At 60.4% G+C, this 20793-nt stretch carries 23 protein-coding genes and 1 tRNA gene; 18 read left to right on the forward strand and 6 right to left on the reverse strand.

From position 1 onward, the window contains the following. Positions 1 to 134 precede the first annotated feature (134 nt). Positions 135 to 1004, reverse strand: coding sequence for a branched-chain amino acid aminotransferase (locus tag BW967_RS10370; protein WP_076484992.1), 870 nt, complete (start codon positions 1002 to 1004; stop codon positions 135 to 137). A gap of 146 nt (positions 1005 to 1150) precedes the next feature. Here BW967_RS10370 and BW967_RS10375 point away from each other — a divergent pair, with 146 nt between their 5' ends. From BW967_RS10375 to BW967_RS10395, 5 genes are all read left to right on the forward strand, one after another. Continuing rightward, the gene (locus tag BW967_RS10375; RefSeq protein WP_076484993.1) at positions 1151 to 1651 is read left to right on the forward strand and encodes a MarR family winged helix-turn-helix transcriptional regulator; all 501 of its coding nucleotides are present in this window, start codon (positions 1151 to 1153) and stop codon (positions 1649 to 1651) included. Further along, a complete protein-coding gene (locus BW967_RS10380; protein ID WP_076484994.1) occupies positions 1648 to 2358 on the forward strand; it encodes a response regulator in 711 nt (236 codons plus the stop codon). Before BW967_RS10375 ends, BW967_RS10380 begins: the two co-directional genes overlap by 4 nt. Before the next feature lie 217 nt (positions 2359 to 2575). Next, on the forward strand, positions 2576 to 3136 hold the full coding sequence (petA, locus tag BW967_RS10385; protein ID WP_076484995.1) for a ubiquinol-cytochrome c reductase iron-sulfur subunit: 561 nt from the start codon (positions 2576 to 2578) through the stop codon (positions 3134 to 3136). A gap of 11 nt (positions 3137 to 3147) precedes the next feature. Next, positions 3148 to 4461, forward strand: coding sequence for a cytochrome b (gene petB, locus BW967_RS10390; protein WP_076484996.1), 1314 nt, complete (start codon positions 3148 to 3150; stop codon positions 4459 to 4461). An 18-nt stretch (positions 4462 to 4479) separates the two neighbouring features. After that, positions 4480 to 5322 (forward strand): cytochrome c1, encoded by an 843-nt coding sequence (locus BW967_RS10395; RefSeq protein WP_076484997.1) that lies wholly within the window; start codon positions 4480 to 4482, stop codon positions 5320 to 5322. A 142-nt stretch (positions 5323 to 5464) separates the two neighbouring features. On the opposite strand, the gene BW967_RS10400 is transcribed toward BW967_RS10395, so the two are convergent. After that, positions 5465 to 6091 (reverse strand): TetR/AcrR family transcriptional regulator, encoded by a 627-nt coding sequence (locus BW967_RS10400; protein ID WP_076484998.1) that lies wholly within the window; start codon positions 6089 to 6091, stop codon positions 5465 to 5467. A 127-nt stretch (positions 6092 to 6218) separates the two neighbouring features. On the opposite strand from BW967_RS10400, the gene BW967_RS10405 reads away from it, so the two are divergent. From BW967_RS10405 to BW967_RS10455, 11 genes are all read left to right on the forward strand, one after another. Next, positions 6219 to 6668, forward strand: coding sequence for a tellurite resistance TerB family protein (locus tag BW967_RS10405; RefSeq protein ID WP_076484999.1), 450 nt, complete (start codon positions 6219 to 6221; stop codon positions 6666 to 6668). A 135-nt stretch (positions 6669 to 6803) separates the two neighbouring features. After that, on the forward strand, positions 6804 to 7592 hold the full coding sequence (locus BW967_RS10410) for an ABC transporter ATP-binding protein (RefSeq protein WP_076485000.1): 789 nt from the start codon (positions 6804 to 6806) through the stop codon (positions 7590 to 7592). Between the two features lie 27 nt (positions 7593 to 7619). Next, positions 7620 to 8342 carry a transporter substrate-binding domain-containing protein gene (locus BW967_RS10415; protein ID WP_076485001.1) on the forward strand — a complete coding sequence of 241 codons (723 nt, stop codon included), beginning with the start codon at positions 7620 to 7622 and terminating at the stop codon, positions 8340 to 8342. Positions 8343 to 8386: 44 nt separating this feature from the next. Then, positions 8387 to 9268: an ABC transporter permease gene (locus tag BW967_RS10420; RefSeq protein WP_076485002.1), complete on the forward strand. Its 882-nt coding sequence runs from the start codon at positions 8387 to 8389 to the stop codon at positions 9266 to 9268. Beyond that, positions 9265 to 10098, forward strand: coding sequence for an ABC transporter permease (locus BW967_RS10425; protein ID WP_076485003.1), 834 nt, complete (start codon positions 9265 to 9267; stop codon positions 10096 to 10098). Before BW967_RS10420 ends, BW967_RS10425 begins: the two co-directional genes overlap by 4 nt. A gap of 3 nt (positions 10099 to 10101) precedes the next feature. After that, positions 10102 to 11433 (forward strand): glutamine synthetase family protein, encoded by a 1332-nt coding sequence (locus BW967_RS10430; RefSeq protein WP_076485004.1) that lies wholly within the window; start codon positions 10102 to 10104, stop codon positions 11431 to 11433. Positions 11434 to 11520: 87 nt separating this feature from the next. After that, positions 11521 to 12198, forward strand: coding sequence for a type 1 glutamine amidotransferase (locus tag BW967_RS10435; protein ID WP_076485005.1), 678 nt, complete (start codon positions 11521 to 11523; stop codon positions 12196 to 12198). A gap of 1 nt (position 12199) precedes the next feature. Continuing rightward, positions 12200 to 12820, forward strand: a complete 621-nt coding sequence (locus BW967_RS10440) for an FMN-binding negative transcriptional regulator (RefSeq protein WP_076485006.1) — start codon at positions 12200 to 12202, stop codon at positions 12818 to 12820. Positions 12821 to 12858: 38 nt separating this feature from the next. Next, positions 12859 to 14226 carry a glutamine synthetase family protein gene (locus BW967_RS10445; protein WP_076485007.1) on the forward strand — a complete coding sequence of 456 codons (1368 nt, stop codon included), beginning with the start codon at positions 12859 to 12861 and terminating at the stop codon, positions 14224 to 14226. 3 nt (positions 14227 to 14229) lie between these two features. Next, complete coding sequence (locus BW967_RS10450) at positions 14230 to 15537, forward strand: NAD(P)/FAD-dependent oxidoreductase (RefSeq protein WP_076485008.1); 1308 nt, start codon at positions 14230 to 14232, stop codon at positions 15535 to 15537. Between the two features lie 92 nt (positions 15538 to 15629). Next, positions 15630 to 16814 carry a DegT/DnrJ/EryC1/StrS family aminotransferase gene (locus BW967_RS10455; protein ID WP_076485009.1) on the forward strand — a complete coding sequence of 395 codons (1185 nt, stop codon included), beginning with the start codon at positions 15630 to 15632 and terminating at the stop codon, positions 16812 to 16814. Positions 16815 to 16848: 34 nt separating this feature from the next. On the opposite strand, the gene BW967_RS10460 is transcribed toward BW967_RS10455, so the two are convergent. After that, positions 16849 to 17268 carry a CoA-binding protein gene (locus tag BW967_RS10460; RefSeq protein WP_076485010.1) on the reverse strand — a complete coding sequence of 140 codons (420 nt, stop codon included), beginning with the start codon at positions 17266 to 17268 and terminating at the stop codon, positions 16849 to 16851. 186 nt (positions 17269 to 17454) lie between these two features. Then, positions 17455 to 18240: a 23S rRNA (guanosine(2251)-2'-O)-methyltransferase RlmB gene (rlmB, locus tag BW967_RS10465; RefSeq protein ID WP_076485011.1), complete on the reverse strand. Its 786-nt coding sequence runs from the start codon at positions 18238 to 18240 to the stop codon at positions 17455 to 17457. Between the two features lie 110 nt (positions 18241 to 18350). Between rlmB and BW967_RS18720 the strand changes: the two genes are divergently transcribed. Further along, positions 18351 to 18434, forward strand: a tRNA-Tyr gene (locus tag BW967_RS18720). A gap of 57 nt (positions 18435 to 18491) precedes the next feature. Here BW967_RS18720 and BW967_RS10470 read toward each other — a convergent pair. Beyond that, the gene (locus tag BW967_RS10470; protein WP_076485055.1) at positions 18492 to 18905 is read right to left on the reverse strand and encodes a hypothetical protein; all 414 of its coding nucleotides are present in this window, start codon (positions 18903 to 18905) and stop codon (positions 18492 to 18494) included. A gap of 81 nt (positions 18906 to 18986) precedes the next feature. Here BW967_RS10470 and BW967_RS10475 point away from each other — a divergent pair, with 81 nt between their 5' ends. Continuing rightward, positions 18987 to 19982, forward strand: coding sequence for a hypothetical protein (locus tag BW967_RS10475; protein WP_076485056.1), 996 nt, complete (start codon positions 18987 to 18989; stop codon positions 19980 to 19982). An 18-nt stretch (positions 19983 to 20000) separates the two neighbouring features. Here BW967_RS10475 and BW967_RS10480 read toward each other — a convergent pair whose 3' ends face one another. Beyond that, a complete protein-coding gene (locus BW967_RS10480) occupies positions 20001 to 20627 on the reverse strand; it encodes an outer membrane protein (protein ID WP_175610446.1) in 627 nt (208 codons plus the stop codon). Positions 20628 to 20793 lie beyond the last annotated feature (166 nt).

A 20793-nucleotide genomic window follows, 5' to 3' on the forward strand; every position in this document is an offset into this window, starting at 1 on the left:
AATCGGACCTCGCAGGAAGATCGGCCCGCACTGCCAAGGGTGGGCCGAAATGGGAGAAGGGCACGCCTCTGGCGTGCCCCCGTAGCAAATTTCGCCTTTGCGACCCCGAAAGGGGCTGATCAGCGGCCAGCCGCTTAGGCGCGCACGAGTTTCTCGTAGCTTTCCGCGATATCGCGGGTAAGTGCGCCCACCTCAAAGTGGAAGTCCCCGATTTGACCCACCGGGGTGACTTCGGCGGCCGTGCCGGTGAGCCAGCATTGCTCGAAACCCGCCAGTTCCACGGGCTCGATATGGCGTTCGTGGACGGTGATCCCTTTTTCCTTCAGCATGGCGATCACCGTTTGGCGGGTGATGCCGTTGAGGAAGCAATCCGGAAGCGGCGTGTGCACTTCGCCGTTCTTGACGAAGAAGACGTTCGCCCCGGTCGCCTCGGCGACATAGCCGCGATAGTCCATCATCAGCGCGTCCGAGCACCCTTTCGCCTCGGCGGCGTGTTTTGACATGGTGCAGATCATGTAAAGACCCGCCGCCTTGGCCGCCGACGGAATGGTGTGCGGATCAGGGCGACGCCATTTGGAGATGTCGAGCTTGGCGCCCTTCATCTTCGCATCGCCATAATAGTTGCCCCATTCCCAACCCGCGATCGCCATGCGCACCGGGTTTTTGCGCGCCGAAACGCCCATATCTTCGCCCGCGCCACGCCATGCCACGGCGCGCACATAGGCGTCTTTCCAGCCATTGGCTTCCAGCATCGCGTATTTCGCGGCTTCGATCTCTTCGACCGAGTAGGGGACTTCCATATCCAGCAGTTGCGCCGATTTGCGCAGCCGTTCGGAATGCTCCACCCCTTTGAAGATCTTGCCATTGTAGCAGCGTTCGCCCTCGAACACCGACGAGGCGTAATGCAGCGCATGGGTCAGGATATGGACCTTGGCATCGCGCCATTCGACCATTTCCCCATCCATCCAGATCTTACCATCACGATCATCATATGCGCCGTCCATGCTGCCCTCCTTGAGCCCAAATTGTCATAAGTTGCGCCAAACGGGCCAGAACAGGTCAGAAAGTTGCGCAACTTCCCGGTCTCGGTAACAATTGATTCTTGGAAAGTCAACAAGACTGCCCTAAAAGGATCAAAAGCGAGGATCACATGGCCGAGACCGGGGCATCTGGGGGCGAAACGCTCCTGTTTCTGACCGACGAACAATTGCGCAAAGGCATCGAGGCGATGTTCTTTGCTTATCGTGGCTTTACCGCCGATCCGGACCGGATTCTGGAGAAGCACAATTATGGGCGCGCACATCACCGCGCGATCCACTTCATCAATCGCGAACCCGGTCTGACGGTGACAACGCTCATTTCCGTTCTGGGCGTCACCAAGCAAAGCTTGAACCGGGTGCTGCGAACCTTGATTGAGGATGGGCTGGTAGAGAGCCGGGTGGGCAACCGCGACAAGCGCGAGCGCAACCTTTACCTGACCGAGGCTGGCGCGGAGTTGGAGCATGAGCTTTCAAAAGCGCAGCGCGGGCGGATGCGGGCGGCCTATCGTGCCGCAGGGCCACAAGCGGTGGCCGGGTTCCGGCAGGTGCTTGAGGCGATGATGGACCCTGATCTGCACCGTCACTACCAGATGCTGAAGGATGAAGCATGAGCGCCAATGCGCCACATTTGCTGATCGTCGATGATGACGAACGAATCCGGGGGCTCTTGCACAAGTTCTTGGCGCGCAATGGCTTTTTGGTGACTGCCGCACGCGATGCGGCGCATGCGCGCAAGCTGCTCGCCGGGCTCGAATTCAACCTGATCGTGCTGGACGTGATGATGCCGGGCGAAGACGGGCTGAGCCTGACGCGCGATCTGCGCGCGAAAATGTCGACCCCGATCCTGCTTTTGACCGCGCGCGGCGAGACCCGCGACCGGATCGAGGGGCTCGAGGCAGGCGCGGACGACTATCTGCCCAAACCCTTTGAGCCCAAAGAATTATTGTTGCGAATCAATGCGATCTTGCGTCGCGTGCCGGAAACCACCGCCTCTGGCCCGAAGTTTTTGGGGCTGGGTCCGCTGCGCTATGAGATTGAGCGGGGCGAGTTGTGGCAAGGGGATGCCGCAGTGCGGCTCACCGCGACCGAGGCCGCGCTGATGCGGATTTTTGCGGCGCATTCGGGCGAAGTGATCAGCCGCGCCGATCTGATTGACGAATTGGGCCGGGATCGCTCCGCCAGTTCGGAAGAAGGGGCGGGCGACCGCGCGGTGGACGTTCAGATTACCCGCTTGCGGCGCAAGATCGAGCCCGATCCGCGCGAACCGCGCTACCTGCAGACAGTGCGTGGTGCCGGGTATATGCTCGCACCGGACTGACCACTAAAACGGCAACACGCGCCAAGCCAACCCCATGAGGCAGCGACAAAAAAGCGCGAATCGGGGGAAGTTGCGGCTTTTCGCCTCACCCCATTGTGATTGTCTGCTGGACTGACAAGGGCGTCGGCGTTAAACGGAACGCATGGCAGGCCGCCCCCAGAAGCGGCCTGCAACGGCGCATCGGCTTGAAATCCAGGCTCGGGAAGGGAGAAGACTCGTGTCCCACGCAGAAGACTACGAAGGCACTCGGAGGGATTTCCTCTATCATGCTACCGCCGCGACGGGTGTCGTGGTGGCGGGCGCGGCCGTTTGGCCGCTGATCAACCAAATGAACGCTTCAGCAGACGTTAAAGCGCTCGCGTCGATTTTCGTTGACGTGTCGAGCGTTGAAGTGGGCACCCAGCTGACCGTGAAATGGCGCGGCAAGCCGGTGTTCATTCGTCGCCGCGATCAAAAAGACATCGACCTTGCGCGTTCGGTCCCGGTTTCGTCGCTGCGCGACAAATCGGCTGAAAACGCCAACAAACCCGGCGCGGAAGCGACCGACCAAAACCGCACGCTGGACGAAGCCGGCGAATGGCTGGTGATGATCGGCGTTTGCACCCACCTCGGCTGCGTGCCGATGGGCGGCGCTTCGGGTGATTTCGGTGGCTGGTTCTGCCCCTGCCACGGCTCGCACTACGACTCTGCTGGCCGTATCCGCAAGGGCCCGGCGCCGCGGAACCTTGATATCCCGCTGGCGGCCTTCGTCGACGACACCACCATCAAGCTGGGCTGAGGGGAAGACACATGTCCGGAATTCCGCACGACCATTACGAGCCCAGAACGGGCATCGAAAAGTGGCTGCATGATCGTATGCCGATTGTCAGCCTGATTTACGACACCATTATGATCCCCACGCCGAAGAACCTGAACTGGTGGTGGATCTGGGGGATCGTCCTTGCCTTCACGCTGGTGCTGCAAATCGTCACCGGCATCGTGCTGGCGATGCACTACACCCCGCATGTTGATCTGGCTTTCGCCTCGGTCGAGCACATCATGCGCGACGTGAACGGCGGCTGGGCGCTGCGTTACATCCACGCCAACGGCGCTTCGCTGTTCTTCTTGGCGGTCTATATCCACATTTTTCGTGGTCTCTACTACGGCTCCTACAAGGCGCCGCGCGAAATCACCTGGGTCATCGGTATGGTTATCTACCTGCTGATGATGGGCACCGCGTTCATGGGCTACGTGCTTCCGTGGGGGCAAATGTCCTTCTGGGGCGCCACCGTTATCACCGGCCTCTTCGGTGCGTTCCCGGGCTTTGGCCCTGGCGTGCAAGAATGGCTGCTCGGTGGGCCGGCGGTCGACAACGCTACGCTTAACCGCTTCTTCTCGCTGCACTATCTGCTGCCCTTCGTGATCGTGGCTATGGTCGCGCTGCACATCTGGGCGTTCCACACCACGGGCAACAACAACCCGACCGGTGTTGAAGTGCGTCGCGGTTCGAAAGAAGAAGTCGAAAAAGACACCCTGCCCTTCTGGCCCTACTTCGTGATCAAAGATCTGTTCGCGCTGGCGCTGGTGATGGTCGTGTTCTTCGCGGTCGTGGCTTACATGCCGAACTACCTTGGCCACCCGGATAACTACATCCAAGCGAACCCGCTTTCGACGCCTGCACACATCGTGCCGGAATGGTACTTCCTGCCGTTCTACGCGATCTTGCGCGCCTTCACCGCCGACGTTTGGGCTGTGGCTCTGGTTGACGGGATCACCTTCGGCGTCGTTGACGCCAAACTGTTCGGTGTTATCGCGATGTTCGGCGCGATCATCGCGATGGCGCTGGCCCCGTGGCTCGACACCTCAAAAGTCCGCTCGGGCTCCTATCGTCCGAAGTTCAAACTGTGGTTCTGGCTGCTGGTTGGCGACTTCATCCTGCTTACTTGGGTGGGGGCGATGCCGACCGAGTTCCCGTATGACTGGATCTCGCTGATCGGGGCGACCTACTGGTTCGCGTATTTCCTTGTGATCCTGCCGCTGCTTGGCGCGATCGAAAAACCGACGCCGATGCCGGCGACGATTGAGGAAGATTACAACAGCCATTACGGCAATCCGGCCGAGTGAGAGAAGAGGACTGAAATCATGAAAAAGCTTCTGATCTCTGCTGCTTCCGCGCTGATGCTTAGCGCTGGTGGTGCGATGGCCGTCGACCACAACGTGCCTGACGTTGCTTTCAGCTTCGAAGGTCCGTTCGGCACCTATGATGTGGACCAACTGCGTCGTGGCTTCCAAGTCTACTCGGAAGTCTGCTCGGCCTGCCACGGCATGAAATTCGTGCCGATCCGCACACTCGCCGATGATGGCGGCCCGCAACTCGACCCGGCCTTCGTGCGTGAATACGCCGCTGGCTTGGACGGTGTGCTGGACCCGGAAACCGACGAGGAACGTGACCGTAAAGAATCCGACATGTTCCCCGAACGTGTTGGTGACGGCATGGGCCCGGACCTCTCGGTGATGGCGAAAGCGCGTGCGGGCTTTATGGGCCCGAACGGCCTCGGCCTGAACCAGCTCTTCAAAGGCATGGGCGGTCCGGAATACCTCTACAACTACATCATCGGCTTCGAAGAAAACCCGGAATGTGCTCCGGATGGGATCGACGGCTACTACTACAACCACACCTTCCAAGTTGGCGGCGTGCCGGACAGCTGTAAGGACGCCAATGGCGTGAAGATCACCCATGGTAGCTGGGCGCAAATGCCCCCGCCGCTCGTGGAGGATCAAGTGGAGTACGAAGACGGCACCCCGGCCACCATCGAACAGATGGCCTATGACGTCTCGGCCTTCCTGATGTGGGCTGCCGAACCGAAGATGATGGCGCGCAAACAAATGGGCTTCGTGGCGGTTCTGCTGCTCGGCCTGATGACCGTGCTGCTCTATCTGACCAACAAACGGCTCTGGGCGCCCTACAAAGGCAAACGCCACTAAGCCGTTCCCGAGCCTGAGATAAGAAAACGCGCCCTTCGGGGCGCGTTTTTGTTTGTAGGCTGCGGCGTCTCACATGCGCCCCCAACATAGAAAAGGCCCCGGCAAGCGCCGAGGCCATAAACGCTCAAGCCAATCAGAGGTTTCAGCCGCGCACGCCGTAACGCGCCAAGAACATTTCGACCGCGCCCTCAATGATCCGGTGGCGGCTTTCGTCCGTCACCTCATGGATCACACCGCAGACAAGGCAATTGTGGATTTCAACCTTGCACAGTTCGGAAAATTGATCCGCCGCCAAGGCATAGTCTTCAATCACCAACTCGCCCCGCGCCACGGCGGTTTTGAGATATTCCACCAGACGCGCGCGGACCAATTGCGGCCCCGAGGCATAGAACTGTTGCCCCAATTCCGGGAACCGGTCGCTTTCCGCCACGCAAAGCCGATAGGTCTGTCGCCCCAGATCGGAGCGCAGATAATCAATGATTGCGCCAGCCGCATAGCGCAGCACCTGCGCCACCGGCTTTTCATCAGCGTAGATAAACTCCACCGCCTCATCGGCTTGGCGTTCGCATTCCCCCGTGGCGATGGCCATAAACAAAAGACGTTTATCCGGGAAATAGCTGTAGAGCGTTGCCTTCGACACGCCCGCCTCGCGCGCGATGTCGTCGACCGAGGCGCCCTCGAATCCGTCGCGCAAGAAAACCTTACGCGCCCCTTCGATCACCTGATCGAACTTACGGCCTTTGCGGATCGTGCTCGTTTCCTTTGTCATGCAACATCCCTTCGCCGCCACAATAGCCCGGCAGCGCCATAAGCGACAAGGCATCCAATGGTCGGTATCGCAAGGTTCTGATCGGAGCTGGCCTTGTCCCGGCCTTTGCAGACGCTAAACTGAGGCCATGCTCAAATTCCTCTCCAGCCTTCTGGCCGACCCGCAACCGCATCATGATCCGCTCACGGCGGAAGATGCCGAACTGGCGCTGGCGGCGCTTTTGGTGCGGCTGGCCCGCTCTGACAACCATTATGGCGCCGATGAACGCCAACATATCGAGCAGGTCCTGGCGACGCGGCGCGGGCTAGGCCATGGCGAAGCGACGGCTTTGCGCGAACGCGCCGAGGCCGCAGAGGCAGAGGCCCCCGACACGGTGCGCTTCACACGCGCGCTCAAGGAAAAGATCGCCTATGAGGACCGAATCGGCGTGATTGAGGCGCTTTGGGACGTCGCCTTGGCCGATAATGAACGCGCCCCCGAAGAAGATGCGCTGATCCGGCTCGCCGCCAATCTGCTTGGCGTCAATGATCGCGATTCGGGCTTGGCGCGCCAACGGGTGGTGGCGGCGCGCGGCTGAACCATCGTTCAGCGCCTAAAGTTGCGGCGCTTGCCTGTCCTTTTGGCGCTTACCCTTGGGGAAAGACCAACTCGCCGTTGCATTCGGCTCAAAAATCGCGCCAAGTTGACCGACCGGACAAACAGAAGCCGAGCCGTGACAGACCCCGTGACCCAAACTGCCCCCGTCATTGAAATCCGCAACCTGCACAAAAGCTATGGGCCCCTAGAGGTGCTCAAGGGCGTGTCGATCCGGGCCGAAAAGGGCCATGTGGTCTCGCTCATTGGCTCTTCGGGTTCGGGCAAATCCACCCTTTTGCGCTGCTGCAACCTGCTGGAAGACAGCCAGCAAGGCGAGGTCATCTTTGCGGGCGAACCCGTGCGCTGGCAAGGCGCGGGGCTGGCCCGCCGCCCCGCTGACCGCGCGCAGGTCACTCGGTTTCGCACCAATCTTTCGATGGTGTTTCAGCAGTTCAACCTGTGGAGCCACATGACGATCTTGCAAAACGTCATGGAGGCGCCTGTCACAGTGCTGGGCCGCAAACCCGCCGAGGTGGAGCCGCTCGCGCGCAGCCTATTGGCAAAGGTCGGCATTGGCGACAAAGCCGATAACTGGCCCGCGCAGCTTTCGGGGGGCCAGCAGCAACGCGCCGCGATTGCGCGCGCGCTGTGCATGCAGCCCGAAGCGCTATTGTTTGATGAGCCAACCTCCGCGCTTGACCCCGAATTACAGCAAGAAGTGGTGAAGGTGATCAAAGACCTTGCCGCCGAACATCGCACGATGATCCTTGTGACCCATGACATGCGCTTGGCCGCAGAAGTGTCTGACCATGTCGTGTTTCTGCATCAGGGCCTGATCGAAGAGGAAGGCCCGCCCGAAACCCTTTTTGGCGCGCCCAAATCGGAGCGCCTGCAACAATTCCTGTCGGCCACCGCGCCGGCCTGAGTGAAGACCCCAACTTTGGAGAGAGCCATGAAGAAGCTGATCCTGACCGCTGCCGCGCTTGCGCTGACCGCGGGCACCGCCTTTGCCAACGACGTTGTCCGTATGGGCACCGAGGGTGCCTACCCTCCCTACAACTTCATCAACGACAAGAATGAAGTGGACGGTTTCGAGCGCGAACTGGGCGATGCGCTGTGCGAAAAAGCCGGTCTGACCTGCGAATGGGTCACCAATGACTGGGACAGCATCATCCCGAACCTGCTTTCGGGCAACTATGACACGATCATCGCGGGCATGAGCATCACCGATGAACGCCAAGAAGTGATCGACTTCACGCAAAACTACTATCCGCCGGCAGCTTCGGCTTATGCAGCCGCCTCGGCCGATGCTGACCTGATGGGTGGCGTGGTTGCCGCGCAAGTGGGCACGATCCAAGCCGATTACGTTGCCAAATCGGGCGCGACCCTTTTGGAATTCGACACGCTTGATGACACCGTCGCGGCCGTGAAAAACGGCGAAGCGGATGCGGTCTTCGCCGATAAAGACGCGCTCGCGCCCTTCGTCACCGAAGGCGGCGATCTGGTTTGGAGCGGCGATGATGTACCGCTCGGCGGCGGCATCGGCATCGGCCTGCGCAAATCCGACACCGAGTTGAAAGAGAAATTCAACGCCGTGATCTCGGAAATGAAAGCCGACGGCTCGCTCAACGAGATGATCGTCAAATGGTTCGGCGACGAAGCCGCCACCTTCTGATTTGAGAGGGCGCGAGGGAAACCTCGCGCCCCCCTTTAGGCACGATGTTCGATACCTGCGCTGATCCCAAAACCCTCGAAGGCCTGTCTTGGCTGCTGTGCTACCTGACCACAGGCAAGCACCTTGCGTTTTATAGCTCATTCTTTGTGGTGCTGGCCCTGATGGCCATCGTCGCCCCTGTGGCGCTTGCCTTTGGCTTTGGCGGGGCGATTGCCGCGCGCTCGCCCGTCTTGCCGCTGCGCTGGTTTGGCAAAGCCTATACCGCGATGGTGCGCGGGATCCCCGATATCGTGTTCTTCCTCTTCGTGCCGGTGGTGATGGACCAAGGGCTCGAATATCTGCGCTATCTCTATAAATGCCCGCATGATGGCACGCCCGTTTGGGCCAATAACGAATTCAGCGTTTGCGCCGCCGCGAAACTGCCGCTCTCCACCTCGCCCCAAATCTGGCACGAGGTTTATGGCTTTACGCTGGCCGTGATCGCCTTTTCGATCGTCTTTGGCGCCTTTGCCGCGAACGTGCTTTACGGTGCGATGAATGCGGTGCCGCGCGCGCAGCTGGAAACCGCCGAAGCCTATGGCATGTCGCCCGCGCAGGTGCGCCGCCGCGTGCTTATTCCGCAAATGTGGACCTATGCGCTGCCGGGGCTTTCCAACCTTTGGATGATCCTGATCAAGGCCACGCCGCTTTTGTTCCTGCTCGGCGTTGAAGACATCGTCTATTGGGCGCGCGAATTGGGGGCGACGAAATCGCAGCTTTATGACTACCCGCACCCAGATTGGCGCGTGTGGTATGTGCTGGCGCTTTTGGTCTTCTATCTTGGCATGACGAAACTCTCGGAACGGGTGCTGGATCGGCTTTCGGCGCGGCTCTCCAAAGGGCAGGCCACGATGGCAGGCGAAGCACAACGGAAGGCCGCGGTATGAGCGATAGCTGCACCCAGATTATTGCGGATTACGCGTTTCGCTCGCTTGGCTATGGCGAACGCCTGCTGCCGCGCACCGATTTTACGCTGTGCCATGAGTTCACGCTGATCGGCTCTGGTCTGATCTGGAACATCTACTTTGGCACGCTGGCGCTTCTGTTTGGCTTCTTCTTCGCCACCGGGCTCGCGCTGGCCAAAGCAGCCCCCAGCGCTGTGCTGCGCCGCCCGGCGGAACTGTTCATCTTTGTGTTCCGTGGCTCGCCGCTCTTCATCCAGTTTTTCTTGGCGTATGAATTGCTGGTGATGCTGCCCAAAGCGGGCATTGATGTCTTTGGCATCACCATTGAAACCGCATGGACGACCAAGGCTTGGGCCGGCGCACTCTTTGTGCTGTTCCTCAACACCTCGGCCTATTCGGCTGAAATCTTCTATGGCGCGCTGCAAAGCGTCCCGAAAGGCGATATCGAGGCAGCCGATGCCTATGGCCTCACCGGCTGGAGCAAGTTCCGCCGCGTGCTTTGGCCAACGATGCTGCGGCTCGCCTGGCCCTCTTATACCAACGAAGCGATCTTTCTCTTTCACGCCACGACGCTGGTTTACTTCTCGGGCTTTCCCGCCTTCCAGCAACGCGGCGATGCGCTCTATTACGCGAAGTTCTTTGCGGATAAGACCTTCAACCCCTTCATCCCCTACCCGATCACCGCCTTCTACTTCATCTTGGTGACACTGACGCTGATCGGGCTGTTTGGGATCATCAACCGCCGTCTGAACCGCCACCTTCCGGGCCAACACCGCCCCAAGCTGAGGATCAGGCCGCAAATCATCAGGTGAGACATGGACTGGCTCAAGGAACACCCCGAGGTACGCACCATTCGTGTGGCTGCGGCAGATTTAAACGGGGTGGCGCGGGGCAAACGGGTCCCGGCGCGGTTTGCAAGCAAGGTCTTCAGTGAGGGGACACGCTTTCCCTTCTCGGTGATGAACCTCGACATCTGGGGCGAGGATATCGAAGAAAGCCCGCTCGTTTTTGAAACGGGCGATTGCGACGGTCTTTTGCTGCCGACAGAACGCGGCTTCCTGCCGATGCCGTGGCTTGAGGCACCCACTGCCCTTTTGCCGATCTGGATGCACCATATGGATGGGCGGCCCTATGCGGGTGACCCGCGCCAAGCGCTAGCCCGCGTGGTGGATCGCTATGCCGCACAGGGGCTGCGCCCGGTGGTGGCGACCGAGCTTGAGTTTTTCTTGATCGACGATTCCGGCAAAACTCTGCGCGTGCCGCCCTCGCCCCGCTCGGGCAAACGCCGCTCGGGTGGGGAAACGCTTAGCCTGCGCGCGCTGGATGCGTTCGATGTGTTCTTCACCAAGCTTTATGAAGCTTGCGAGGCGATGGACATCCCAGCCGATACGGCGATTTCCGAGGCGGGGCCGGGGCAGTTTGAGATCAACCTCATGCATCAGGCGGACCCGCTTAAGGCGGCCGATGATACATGGCTTTTCAAAATGCTGGTGAAAGGGCTCGCCCGTCAGCATGGCTTTGCCGCAAGCTTCATGGCGAAGCCCTATGACATGTGGGCCGGCAACGGCATGCACACCCATTTCTCGATCTTGGATGAAACGGGCGAGAACATCTTCAACGATGGCTCAGACAAAGGTTCGGATGCGCTGCGCCAAGCGGTGGCGGGCTGCCTTGAGGCGCTGCCGGGCTCAACGCTCGTCTTTGCCCCGCACCAAAACAGCTTCACCCGGCTGGTGCCCAATGCCCATGCGCCCACCGGGATCGGATGGGCCTATGAAAACCGCACCGCCGCTTTGCGCATTCCGGCCTCTGGCCCCGCCGCACGGCGGATTGAGCATCGCGTGGCAGGGGGCGATGTGAACCCCTATCTGATGATTGCGGCGATCTTGGGGGCGGCGCTGGTGGGCATTGAAGATGAAATGACCCCGGAAGACCCGATCATCGGCAATGCCTATTCGCTTGGCCTGCCGCAGCTCCCCGCGACATGGAATATGGCGATTAACAGCTTTGCCAATTGCCCGATCATCCGCCGTGTGTTCGAGGAAGAGTTGATCGAGAACTTCCTGATGACCAAGCGCCAAGAGCTGCACTACATGGCCGAACTCTCTGAGGAAGAGCAAACCGAGCTTTACCTCGACACCGTCTAAGCCCATCAAGAACCGGACCAACCGGCCTGCCCCTTGCTCCGCGCCTGTCGCGGGGCTACCTTTCCCCTATCCAATCACGAGACCCCCATGCGCATCGGTATCCTGCAAACAGGCCAATCTCCCGAACCACTGCGGGAGGCAGCGGGTGACTACCCCGATATGTTCGTGGCGCTTTTGGCGCCCTATGGGTTTAATCTGGTCACCTATAATGTTGAGCAGATGCAGTTCCCCAACGATCTGCAAGAATGCGATGGCTGGCTGATCACCGGCTCGCGCCATGGGGCCTATGAAGACCATGCCTTCATCCCCCCGCTGGAAGATTTCATCCGCAAGGTAATGGCCGCGCATATCCCCTTGGTCGGGATTTGCTTTGGCCATCAGATCATTGCGCAAGCGATGGGCGGCAAGGTCGAACGCTATGAAGGGGGCTGGGCCGTAGGGCCGCAAAGCTATGATTTCGGTGGCGAAGCCATCACGCTGAACGCGTGGCACCGCGATCAGGTGACCAAGCTTCCCGATGGGGCAAAGGTGATTGCCTGCAACGACTTTTGCGCCAATGCCGCGCTGGTCTACGGCGATACCGCCTTTAGCGTGCAAGCCCACCCTGAATTCAAAGATGATTTCGTGGACGGGCTGATGACCACCCGCGGCCCCGGCGTTGTACCCGATTCACTTATGGCCGAGGCGCGCGAAAAACTGGGCCAAGGCAATGACTCGCAAGCCATCGCCGCCCGGATCGCGGCCTTCTTTCAAAGGCAGGGCTAGCATGTATCGCCTACCCGCCTTTGCCGAAACCGATGCGGGGGCGCTGAGCGCGCTGATTGCCGCGTATCCTTTAGGGCTTTTGATCAGTTCCGGTCCGGGCGGGATCATGGCGGGGCCCGTGCCCTTTCAATTGGTGGAAACCGAGACCGGGCAGGTGTTGCGCGCGCATCTGGCCAAGGCGAACCCGCAACTGGCCGAACTGGCCGCCGCACCGCAGGTGCTCGTGGTTTTTCAACCCGGCGAGGCTTACGTCTCCCCCAGTTGGTATCCGACCAAGGCAGAGCATCACCGGGTCGTACCCACATGGAATTACGCCATGGTGCAGGTGCGCGGCACGGCGCGGCTGATCACCAATGAAGCGTTCTTGCGCGACCAAATCGCCGCGCTGACCACAACCCAAGAAGCCGAACGTACCGAACCTTGGGCAGTCTCTGATGCGCCGCCCGAGTTTATCACCGCGCAACTGCGCGGCATCACCGGGCTTGAAATCGCGATCACCGCGATGGAGGGCAAGCTGAAGCTGTCGCAAAACCGCACGACCGCTGACCGCGCAGGCGTGCGCGCGGGGCTGATGGCAGAAGGCGACCCGCTCGCCCGGCTGATGCCCGACCCTACAGACTGACTGTCCGCCCCCCTCCTCATTTCCGGAAAGCGAAAGACATGTCTCAGATTTCTACCCATTGGACCGATCTCATCCCGCAAGCCGCGCAAGATTACATTGAAGGCCGCCGCTTGGATGAGGTGGAGTGTATCGTCGCCGATATTGCGGGCGTGGCTCGTGGCAAGGCGATGCCCGCCTCAAAATTCGCCTTTCAAGATCGGTTCTACCTGCCGAACTCGATCTATCTACAAACGATCACCGGCGAATGGGCCGACAACCCGATGGGCGCCTTCACCGAACCGGATATGGTGCTGACCCCGGATTGGTCCACCACCTCGGCCGCGCCTTGGACCAACGACATCACCCTGCAAGTGATCCATGATGTAAACGACCAACAGGGCAACCCCGTGCCCGTGGCCCCGCGCAACGTGCTCAAGCGGATCGTAAGCCTTTATGAGGCCGAAGGGCTCAAGCCGATTGTTGCGCCGGAGATGGAGTTCTTTCTAGTTGCGCGCAACCTCGACCCGAACCAGCCGATCATCCCGCCGATGGGCCGCTCAGGGCGGCGCGCCGCCGGCAAACAGGCCTATTCGATGTCGGCGGTCGATGAATATGGCAAGGTTATCGACGACATCTACGACTTTGCCGAAGCGCAAGGCTTTGAGATTGATGGTATCTTGCAAGAAGGCGGCGCGGGTCAGGTCGAGATCAACTTGGCGCATGGCGACCCGGTCGCACTCGCCGATCAGATCTTTTATTTCAAACGGCTGATCCGCGAGGCCGCGCTGCGCCACGATTGCTTTGCCACCTTCATGGCCAAGCCGATCGAGGGTGAGCCGGGCTCGGCCATGCATATCCACCAATCGGTGATCGACATGGAAACCGGGCAGAACATTTTCTCCAACCCCGATGGTGGCGAAAGCGAGGCCTTCTTGCATTTCATCGCCGGGATGCAAACGCACCTGCCCGCCGTAGTCGCGCTGCTGGCCCCCTATGTGAACAGCTATCGGCGCTACATCCCGGACTTTGCCGCGCCGATCAACCTTGAATGGGGCCGCGACAACCGCACCACCGGGCTGCGCGTGCCGATTTCCAGCCCCGAGGCGCGGCGGCTGGAAAACCGGCTCGCCGGGATGGATTGCAACCCTTACCTTGGCCTCGCCGCCTCGCTCGCCTGCGGTTACATCGGGCTGAAAGAGAAGAAAATGCCCAGCCCCGAATGTTTGGGCGATGCCTATATGGGCGACAGCGACCTGCCCTATAACCTTGGCGATGCGCTTGATATTTTTGCCGATAGCGCGCCGGTGCGCGAGGTACTCGGGGTGGAATTCTGCACCGTCTACGAGGCGGTGAAGCGCAATGAATACAAGGAGTTCTTGCAGGTCATCAGCCCGTGGGAGCGTGAGCATCTTCTGCTCAATGTGTGATCCATGAACCTGCTCTTCGCCAATGACCGCGCCGGGCAGTATCCGGCAAGTTTCTATGCCGAAACCCGTGATCCGGCCCCTGAACGCTCCAGCTTGAAGGGCGAAACCCGCGCCGATGTTTGCGTGGTGGGAGCAGGCTACACCGGGCTTTCCGCCGCTTTGCATTTGGCGCGGGCGGGTCGGCGTGTCGTGGTGCTTGAGGCGCATCGCGCGGGCTTTGGCGCATCGGGCCGCAATGGCGGGCAAATCGGCTCGGGTCAGCGGCTTGATATGGCGACGCTCGAGAAAATGGCGGGGCAAGAGGTCGCTCGGCGGCTTTGGGGCATGGCGGAAGAGGCGAAAGCGCTGACCTATGCCTTGGCCGACGAAGCAGGCGTACCGACCCATCGCGGCATCGCCCATACCGGGCGCAAAGCCTCAGAGGTACGTTGGCTGCATGAAGAGGCCGAGCATCTGGCCAAACACTATGGCTATGACCAGATCGAACCGCTGGACAGGGCCGCGACGCAAGCGCTTATCCCCTCCCCCGTCTATATCGGCGGCGATTTGGATCAGGGCGCGGGCCATGTGCATCCGCTCAACCTTTGCCTCGGGGTCGCACGCTTGGCCGAGGCGGCAGGGGCGGTGATTTATGAAAATGCGCCCGTCACAAACATCATCCACAGCGCAACGGCCAACACCCCAAGCCGCGTGGAGACCGCACAGGGCCATGTGATCGCCGATCAGGTGATCTTGGCCGCGAATGGCTACCTTGACCGGTTGGAACCTAAAACCGCCGCGCGGGTGATGCCGATCAACAATTACATCGTCGCCACTGAACCCTTGGGGGCGCGCGCAAAAGAGGTCTTTACCCGCGATATCGCCGCGCATGATCTCAAATTCGTGGTCAATTACTGGCGGCTCCATGACGACCGGTTGATCTTTGGCGGCGGCGAAACGGTCAGCTATCGCTTCCCGCGCGATATTGCCGCCAAGGTCCGCAAACCGCTGGAAGAGATTTACCCGCAACTGAAGGGCGTCAAAATCACCCATGCTTGGGGCGGCACGCTGGCGATCACCGTCAACCGGATGCCCTGCTTTCATCGCCCTGCGCCCAATTGCCTTTCCGCCTCGGGCTATTCGGGGCATGGCGTGGCGCTGGCGCTCCATGCGGGCAAGCTGATGGCCGAAGCAATCACCGCAACCGGTGACGGGTTTGACGTGATGGCCCGCCTGCCCCAGCCCGCTTTCCCCGGCGGCGGCGCTTTGCGTTGGCCGCTTTTGGTCGCAGGAATGAGCTGGTTTTCGTTGCGCGACAAGATCGGGCTTTAAGCGGCTTCTGGCCGCGTCGTCAAACTTTCACTTGGCCCGAAGCGGCGCAGCTTTTAAAGCTTTCCCGAATGTCACATTCAGGAAAGCTGAACATGCCGCGTGATGGATTGACCGCCCCGAACTGCTACGACGCCGAACCGATCCCCGAAGCCGCCCGTGCCGAGATCGAACGGTTGCTCGCAAGCGGAGACCTGTTCCGCTACACCTCTGACAATGCGCCGGTGGCGAAGCTTGAGGCCGAATTCGCCGAATTGATGGGGGTGCGCTACGCGGTTTGCGTCGCCTCCTGCTCCGCCGCGCTGTTCCTGTCGCTCAAGGCGCTGGATCTGCCGCGCGGCGCGCGGGTGCTCGTGCCGGCCTTCACCTTTGCCGCTGTGCCCTCGGCCATTGTGCACGCTGATTGTTTGCCCGTGCTGGTCGAAGTGGGCGAAAACTTCCGCATTGATCTGGAGGATTTCCGCGCCAAGTTTGACGACACGATCGACGCGGTGATGATCTCTCACATGCGCGGCCATACCTCGGATATGGATGCGATCATGGAACTGGCCAATGCCAAGGGCGTGCCGGTGATCGAAGATGCCGCGCATAGCCTTGGCACGCTTTGGCATGGCGAGAAAATCGGCACGATTGGCAAAATCGGCTGCTTCAGCTTCCAAAGCTATAAGCTGGTGAACGCGGGCGAAGGCGGCGTTTTGGTGACGGATGACCCGGAACTGGCGGCGCGCGCGATTATCATGTCGGGCGCTTATGAACATAACTGGAAGAAACATCCGGGGCTGCAAAACAGCTTTGTGCATTGGCAAAACAAGCTGCCGCTTTACAACACCCGGATGCAAAACCTCTCCGCCGCCGTGATCCGCCCGCAATTGGGTGAAGTGGCGCGGCGCGTACGCGATGGGTTGGCGAACCACGATTATGTCGCCGCGAAACTCAATGAGAGCCCGTGGCTTGATGTGCCGCCGCCGCTTGGTCCCGAAACCCGCGCGCCCGATAGCCTGCAATTCAACCTTGTGGGCGAGTGGACCGATGCCGAGGCGCGCCAGTTGCAAGACGAAACCAAAACCCGCGGCGTGGGCGTTTCGGTCTTTGGGCTCTCGCAAGACAATGCGCGCGCCTATTGGAACTGGCAATTTTTGGGCGATCTGCCCGATCTGCCGAAAACCCGTGCGATGCTGATGCGCGCTTGCGACACGCGCCTGCCCGCACGGCTCACCCGCCCCGAGCTTGATTTTATCGCCGATGCGATTGTCGAGGCGGCGGCGGTCGTCAAAGGCTGATCCGGTGAGGGGGGCAACGCCCCCCTACGTCACGTTAGAGCCCAAGACGCGGCATCTCAATTTTGGGGCAACGGTCCATCACCACGCGCTTGCCAGCCGCGCGCGCGGCCTCTGCCGCAGCGTCATGCACAACGCCCAACTGCATCCAAATGGTCTTCACCTCGGCCCGCGCGGTCAAAACCTGCTCGACAATCCCCGGCACAGCCTCGGGCGCGCGAAAAATATCGACCATATCCACCGCAATCTCGTGTGGAATCGCGGTGAGATCGGCGTAGACCAATTCCCCAAGCTGCATTTGCCCAGCGAGCCCCGGATTGACGGGAATCACCCGGTAGCCCCGGCTTTGCAGCCAAGCGGCCACCTCATGCGAGGGGCGATTGGGGTTGGCCGAAAAGCCAATGACGGCGATCACCTTGGTTTCTTGAAAGATTTCGCGCAGATCGGCGTCATTCATGGTCGTTTTCCTTGGCCAAAGAAAAAACGCCCGAACCACTATGGGTCCGGGCGCGAAAGTGCGGAACGAGGGACAGTGACGTCAGCGCGGCGGTTCCTAGCCGCGCCTCACCATCCAGACATAGGTATGTAAAAGGCGTGTTAAAGGGTCGCAGGGCAAGAAAAGGCTCCAATCGCCCTTTCGTGATCACGCCCCTTGCGCCGCCGCATAAAGCGAAATCGCCGCTGCGTTTGACACGTTGAGCGAGCCGAAGTCGGTGGCAAACGGGATGCGCACCAGCATATCGCAGGTTTCGCGGGTCTTTTCGCGTAGCCCCGGGCCCTCGGCGCCCAGCACCAAGCCAATCGGCCGCGTGCCTGCCTGTGCCAGCCCCTCGGCCAAGCTCATCTCAGCCTCGCCAGCCAGCCCCAAAAGCACATAGCCCATATCTTGCAGCTCGCGCATCGCATCGGCCAAATTCACCACCCGCAAATAGGGCTGGCGTTCCAGCGCGCCCGAGGCGGTTTTGGCCAAAGCTCCGGTTTCGGGGGCGGAATGGCGATGCGGTGCCACAACCGCGCGCGCGCCAAACACCTCGGCCGAGCGCAAAATCGCGCCCACGTTATGCGGGTCGGTGACACGATCAAGCAACACAACGAGCGGCGCACCAGCCCCTTGCAGCGCGACATCGCCCAATTTGCCCCAATCAAGCGGTTTGACCTCCAGCGCTGCGCCTTGGTGCACCTGATCAGGCCCGAGCGGTACATGCGTATCAAACTTGCGCGGATCAACGATTTCGGGCTCAAGCCCCCCCGCAGCAATCGCTTCGCCGAGCTTGTCAGAGGCGTTCTTGGTCAAGACAAGTCGCAGTTTTTCACGGGCCGGGTTCATCAGCGCATCACGCACCGCATGCAAACCAAACAGCCACAGCGTTTCCGCGGCCGCCGCGCGCTTGGCACGTTCTTTATCGATCACCCAAGACGGTTTCTTCATCGCATGCTCCCGTTTCGCCCCTCTGTGCGCTGCCTGCGCCCTTTTGGCAAGGGGGGCGCGAAAAACCCGCTTGACGCCCCCCGGCCCCTTCGCTACACCCCGCCCTCGTCGGGTGACGAGCTGCAAGGTGCGGCAGCGGACTGTAACTCCGCCGGGGAGACCCACGCCTGGTTCGATTCCAGGGTCACCCACCACTTCCCCTTGGGAAGGGTGCGAAAACGGAGCCGCAAGGCTCCGTTTTGCGTTTGGGCCTAGCGCATCAAAACCTGCGGGCGGGCAAAGATCGCCTCTTCTTCCGTGCCATCATCATATAGGAGCCGCAGCCGGATGTTTTGCACCGAGCCAAGCGGCTGGGTGATGTAGATCGCATCGGTCTCAATCGCATTGGGCGCGGGCGTGCCCTCATAGCACATTTCCATGAAAAACGGCGTCGTGGGCGGAGCGTCATTCAGCCCATAAAAGATCTGGCTCAAGCCGCAGCGCCAACTGAGCAACTGCGTGAAATAGACAAAATCCTGCCCGTCATATTCGCGTACCGCGACCCATTGCGCCTTGGTCGCCGCCAAAATCGGGCGCACCTCGGCGGCTGTTGTGAATTGCTGGGCATGAGCCGCCCCCGCGACAGTCAAACTGCCCATCAGCGCCGTCAAAAGGATCTTTCGCATCGCTTCCCCCATCGCATGGCTTTCACGCTGCGCCAAAACCTCTTATGTCTTGAAGAAAATATGAGGCGCAGCCGGAACATCATGGCAAGGAAATCGGGCACCGGTCCATCCCCCAATGTCTTCTTCGTCGTGCAGGCGGGGCGGCTTGAATATGAGGCGGTGATTTTCACCGCGAGCTTTCGCGCCGCAAATCCGGACTTCAAGGGCCGGTTGCTGGCGATGGAGCCCACCGGCGCGCGCTGGTCCCGCCCGGTGAAAATCTCTGATCCGGTGCGCGCGTTTCTGACAGAAAACGGCGTGGAAATCCTGCCGTTTGAAAACCGCCATTTCGGTGAAAGCTACCCGCACGGCAACAAGATCGAAGCGATGACCGCGCTGCCCGAAGGGCCCTTCGCCTTCTTTGACACCGACACGGTTTTCCTAGGCCCGCTTTCTTCGGTGGGGTTTGATTTCAACCGCCCCGCCGCCTCGATGCGCCGAGAAGGCACTTGGCCCGAGCCGCCACTTTACAAGGTCGGCTATAGGGAGATTTGGAAGAGTCTTTACGACAAGTTCGACCTCGACTTTGAAAGCTCGCTCGACCTCAGCCAGCCCGATGAATATTGGCGGCGCTATCTTTACTTCAATGCAGGCTGGTTCTTTGGCGCCGATGCGCCAAGCTTTGGTAAGCGGTTCTTGCATTACGCCCATGCGATCCGCTGGGACACGCCCGAAGAACTGGCCAGCCAATCGCTCGACCCGTGGCTCGATCAGGTGGCTTTGCCCTTGGTGATCCATTCCTTTGGCGGCGGGCGTCCGGGGCCGGAACTTGACGGGCTCGATGGGGCGGTGAGTTGCCATTACCGCGCCTTACCGCTGCTTTATGCGCGTGAAAGCGATGCTGCCGTGGCCGCGTTGGAAACGGCGGTGATGCCGCAGAAGGTGAAAAAGATCCTGCGACTGCACGAGCCCGCCAAGAAGCTGATCTACCAAGGCAAGGGTATGAAGCTGCGGGCGAAGTTTGACCGCGATGACCTGCCAAAACGCGAGCAGGTGATCCGCAACACGATCAAACGCGCGGGGCTTTGGCTGCGCTAAGCCCCGCGCGGTATCTGCTTAGAACTGATAGGTCAGGCCCAAACGAATTTCGGGCCGCGGATCAGCAGCATATTCCCAAGCGATAGGCGCCCCCGGCGGCACGAAGCTGAACGTGTCATAATCGGTGCTGCGCAACTCGCCGCGCAAGCGCAGATGTTGGTCAAAGGCATGCTCCACCCCAAGACCAAGATAGCTCGCTTTAAACGTATGCGCGACTTGCGTGGTGTTGACTTGCCACGCGCCCTTGGACCATTGCCGACCCACGGTGACGTAATAAAGATTGCGCGCCTTTGCATAGCCCATCCGCAGACCGAGTTCCGCCGCTTGGTTCATGTCCGTCGCATCTAGAGCTAAGGCAATGCCATTGTCATTACCGCGCATGTCGCGGGTGAAAAGCCCGGCCTCAACCCCATAGACGAAGGCACCACGCTGCCAGTTATACCCACCGATCATCCCCAAAGAGGTGCCACTCACGTCCCATTCGCTGGTCACCTCGCCTGTGTGGAAAACCCGATCAAACGCGGCCCGATCATGCGAGATTTCCGCGCCAAGATAGGCGCCCTGCCAAGAAACCTGCGCTGCCTCTTGCGCCTGCACTTGCGTGCCCACCACCAGTGCTGCCAGCACTGCCATAACTTTTTTCATCATCGCCTCTAAATCTGTTTTCTGTAACCGCACGCCGCCAAACACGCCGCGAAATCGTTCTAAAAACCGCGGCGGTCTTAACGAATGAAGGCGCAAAAGGCCAGAGCTGCACCAGGACTTGAGCGGGCTCAATCCCGAATACCGTTGCCGCCCGAAACGGTCGCCG

The sequence above is a fragment of the Rhodobacter aestuarii genome, from assembly GCF_900156655.1.
GTDB classification, from domain to species: Bacteria; Pseudomonadota; Alphaproteobacteria; order Rhodobacterales; family Rhodobacteraceae; genus Rhodobacter; species Rhodobacter aestuarii.